The organism is Rhizobium sp. 16-488-2b (genome assembly GCF_017741815.1).
Lineage (GTDB): Bacteria > Pseudomonadota > Alphaproteobacteria > Rhizobiales > Rhizobiaceae > Rhizobium.
The window spans coordinates 1-3,423 of the sequence record NZ_JAGHMF010000052.1 but is presented as its reverse complement, the minus strand read 5'-3'; the positions used below and the strand labels follow the sequence as shown (position 1 = coordinate 3,423).

The following is a 3,423-nucleotide window of genomic DNA, read 5'->3' as shown; positions in this document are numbered from 1 at the left end:
TTTCGAATGTAATTCGTTCAGTCATCTCAAAACGAAATTTACTTTTGTAAATGAGTATTGAAAATGATGAAAACAAAGACGAATGCAAACGCTTGACTGAAAATATGATATTGTACATTGAAAACTATATAGTTAAGTAAAATATAGATTTTACCAAGCAAAACCGAGTGAATTAGAGTTTTAAAGCTTGAATTCATAAGAAATAATCGCTAGTGTTCGAAAGAACACTCACAAGATTAATAACGCGTTTCCTGTAGGATGGAAACATAGATTAAGTTATTAAGGGCGCACGGTGGATGCCTTGGCACTAGAAGCCGAAGAAGGACGTTACTAACGACGATATGCTTTGGGGAGCTGTAAGTAAGCGTTGATCCAGAGATTTCCGAATGGGGAAACCCAACATGAGTTATGTCATGTTATCGATATGTGAATACATAGCATATCAGAAGGCAGACCCGGAGAACTGAAACATCTTAGTACCCGGAGGAAGAGAAAGAAAAATCGATCCCCTGAGTAGCGGCGAGCGAAACGGGAAGAGCCCAAACCAACAAGCTTGCTTGTTGGGGTTGTAGGACACTCTATACGGAGTTACAAAAGTATATATTAGACGAATCATCTGGAAAGTTGAATCAAAGAAGGTAATAATCCTGTAGTCGAAAATATATACTCTCTTGAGTGGATCCTGAGTACGACGGAGCACGTGAAATTCCGTCGGAATCTGGGAGGACCATCTCCTAAGGCTAAATACTCTCTAGTGACCGATAGTGAACCAGTACCGTGAGGGAAAGGTGAAAAGTACCCCGGAAGGGGAGTGAAAGAGAACTTGAAACCGTGTGCTTACAAGTAGTCAGAGCCCGTTAATGGGTGATGGCGTGCCTTTTGTAGAATGAACCGGCGAGTTACGATTTGATGCAAGGTTAAGCAGTGAATGTGGAGCCGTAGCGAAAGCGAGTCTGAATAGGGCGTTGAGTATTTGGTCGTAGACCCGAAACCAGGTGATCTACCCTTGGTCAGGTTGAAGTTCAGGTAACACTGAATGGAGGACCGAACCGACTTACGTTGAAAAGTGAGCGGATGAACTGAGGGTAGCGGAGAAATTCCAATCGAACCTGGAGATAGCTGGTTCTCTCCGAAATAGCTTTAGGGCTAGCCTCAAGTGATGATTATTGGAGGTAGAGCACTGTTTGGACGAGGGGCCCTTCTCGGGTTACCGAATTCAGACAAACTCCGAATGCCAATCAATTTAACTTGGGAGTCAGAACATGGGTGATAAGGTCCGTGTTCGAAAGGGAAACAGCCCAGACCACCAGCTAAGGTCCCAAAATATATGTTAAGTGGAAAAGGATGTGGCGTTGCCCAGACAACTAGGATGTTGGCTTAGAAGCAGCCATCATTTAAAGAGTGCGTAATAGCTCACTAGTCGAGTGACACTGCGCCGAAAATGTACCGGGGCTAAACATATTACCGAAGCTGTGGATTGTCCGTAGGACAATGGTAGGAGAGCGTTCTAAGGGCGTTGAAGCATGATCGCAAGGACATGTGGAGCGCTTAGAAGTGAGAATGCCGGTGTGAGTAGCGAAAGACGGGTGAGAATCCCGTCCACCGATTGACTAAGGTTTCCAGAGGAAGGCTCGTCCGCTCTGGGTTAGTCGGGTCCTAAGCTGAGGCCGACAGGCGTAGGCGATGGATAACAGGTTGATATTCCTGTACCACCTAGTATCGTTTTAATCGATGGGGGGACGCAGTAGGATAGGCGAAGCGTGCTATTGGATTGCACGTCCAAGCAGTAAGACTGAGTGTTAGGCAAATCCGGCACTCATAAGGTTGAGCTGTGATGGGGAGAGGAAATTGTTTCCTCGAGTCGTTGATTTCACACTGCCAAGAAAAGCCTCTAGATAGATAACAGGTGCCCGTACCGCAAACCGACACAGGTAGTCAAGATGAGAATTCTAAGGTGAGCGAGCGAACTCTCGTTAAGGAACTCGGCAAAATGACCCCGTAACTTCGGGAGAAGGGGTGCTCTTTAGGGTTAACGCCCAGAAGAGCCGCAGTGAATAGGCCCAAGCGACTGTTTATCAAAAACACAGGTCTCTGCTAAACCGTAAGGTGATGTATAGGGGCTGACGCCTGCCCGGTGCTGGAAGGTTAAGAGGAGTAGTTAGCTTCTGCGAAGCTACGAATCGAAGCCCCAGTAAACGGCGGCCGTAACTATAACGGTCCTAAGGTAGCGAAATTCCTTGTCGGGTAAGTTCCGACCCGCACGAAAGGCGTAACGATTTGGGCACTGTCTCAACGAGAGACTCGGTGAAATCATAGTACCTGTGAAGATGCAGGTTACCCGCGACAGGACGGAAAGACCCCGTGGAGCTTTACTGTAGCCTGATATTGAAATTCGGCACAGCTTGTACAGGATAGGTAGGAGCCTTTGAAACGTGAGCGCTAGCTTACGTGGAGGCATTGGTGGGATACTACCCTAGCTGTGTTGGCTTTCTAACCCGCACCACTTATCGTGGTGGGAGACAGTGTCAGGCGGGCAGTTTGACTGGGGCGGTCGCCTCCTAAAAGGTAACGGAGGCGCTCAAAGGTTCCCTCAGAATGGTTGGAAATCATTCATAGAGTGTAAAGGCATAAGGGAGCTTGACTGCGAGACTTACAAGTCGAGCAGGGTCGAAAGACGGACTTAGTGATCCGGTGGTTCCGCATGGAAGGGCCATCGCTCAACGGATAAAAGCTACCCCGGGGATAACAGGCTTATCTCCCCCAAGAGTTCACATCGACGGGGAGGTTTGGCACCTCGATGTCGGCTCATCGCATCCTGGGGCTGTAGTCGGTCCCAAGGGTTGGGCTGTTCGCCCATTAAAGCGGTACGCGAGCTGGGTTCAGAACGTCGTGAGACAGTTCGGTCCCTATCCGTCGTGGGCGTAGGAAATTTGAGAGGAGCTGTCCTTAGTACGAGAGGACCGGGATGGACATACCTCTGGTGTACCAGTTGTCGTGCCAACGGCATAGCTGGGTAGCTATGTATGGACGGGATAAGTGCTGAAAGCATCTAAGCATGAAGCCCCCCTCAAGATGAGATTTCCCAACTTCGGTTATAAGATCCCTCAAAGATGATGAGGTTAATAGGTTCGAGGTGGAAGCGTGGTGACACGTGGAGCTGACGAATACTAATCGATCGAAGACTTAATCAATTTTATGTTTTGCGACGCAAAATCATTTACTTACTATCTAGTTTTGAATGTATAATACATTCCATTTGTCTGGTGACAATGGCAAGGAGGTCACACCTGTTCCCATGCCGAACACAGAAGTTAAGCTCCTTAGCGCCGATGGTAGTCGGACTAACGTTCCGCTAGAGTAGGACGTTGCCAGGCAAATACTCACATATTGGCCATTAGGTCATTTTTTTGTGGAGTATATACG

Annotated in this window: 2 rRNA genes; both read left to right on the top strand. The window is 47.8% G+C overall.

Annotated elements, in window-relative coordinates:
* Window positions 1-269: 269 nt before the first annotated feature.
* Window positions 270-3,191, top strand: a 23S ribosomal RNA gene (locus J5286_RS31055).
* 68 nt (window positions 3,192-3,259) lie between these two features.
* Window positions 3,260-3,374, top strand: a 5S ribosomal RNA gene (gene rrf, locus J5286_RS31050).
* The last annotated feature ends 49 nt before the right edge of the window (window positions 3,375-3,423 follow it).